General features: G+C 70.2%; 1 protein-coding gene. It reads left to right on the top strand.

All coding sequences use genetic code 11. The features are described from left to right. Window positions 1-682 (top strand): transposase (locus ACFHPP_RS31290; protein WP_437167120.1); only part of this gene is annotated, 682 nt, incomplete at its 5' end. Window positions 683-708: the final 26 nt, after the last annotated feature.

Genomic DNA, 708 nt, shown 5'->3' with positions numbered 1-708 from the left:
TGGCCGCACGCGGCTGGCGCACAAGCCCGAGCACGCGGTCGACCTCGACACCGGCGCGGTGGTCGCCGCCGAAATGCACCCTGCCGACCGCGGCGACACCGCCACCCTGCCGGACACCCTGGCGAGCGCCGCGCGGCATCTCGGCGCGGTCGAGGCGGCTCCGAGCCCGGAGGCGCCGGCCGAGCTGGTCGCCGACAAGGGCTATCATGCCCGCGAGACGCTGAAGGCGCTCGACGATGGCGCGTGGAAGACGCGCATCGCCGAGCCGAAGCGCGACGGCTTCCTGCGCTGGCACGGCGACGACGACGCCCGCCGCGCCGTGGTCAACAACCGCATTCGGCTGCTCTCCGGCGTCGCGCGCGCTGCCTTCAAGCTGTGCGCCGAGATCGTCGAACGCTGCTTTGCCCTGGTGCTCGACCGTGGCGGCATGCGGCGCACCTGGCTGCGCGGGCGGGAGAACATCCAGAAGCGGTACCTGATCCACGTCGCCGGCTACAATCTGGGATTGATCATGCGCCTGATGACCGGCGCCGGGACACCGAGGGAGTTCCAGGCGCGCGTATCTGCGTGCCTTGCCGCCATCATCCTGGCGAACGGCTGCCCGGTGCTGCTGCTGATCGTTGTCGCCGGCGATCAGACCGCCGCGATCGCCGTCAGCTTCGTGCCAGATCCCCAAAGCTGAACGACGACTTCATCAACGGGCTGTTA

The sequence above is a fragment of the Falsiroseomonas sp. E2-1-a20 genome (assembly GCF_051433195.1).
GTDB lineage: Bacteria > Pseudomonadota > Alphaproteobacteria > Acetobacterales > Acetobacteraceae > Falsiroseomonas.
Note: the sequence above shows the minus strand (reverse complement) of the source record. Positions and strands in the feature narration are given on the sequence as shown.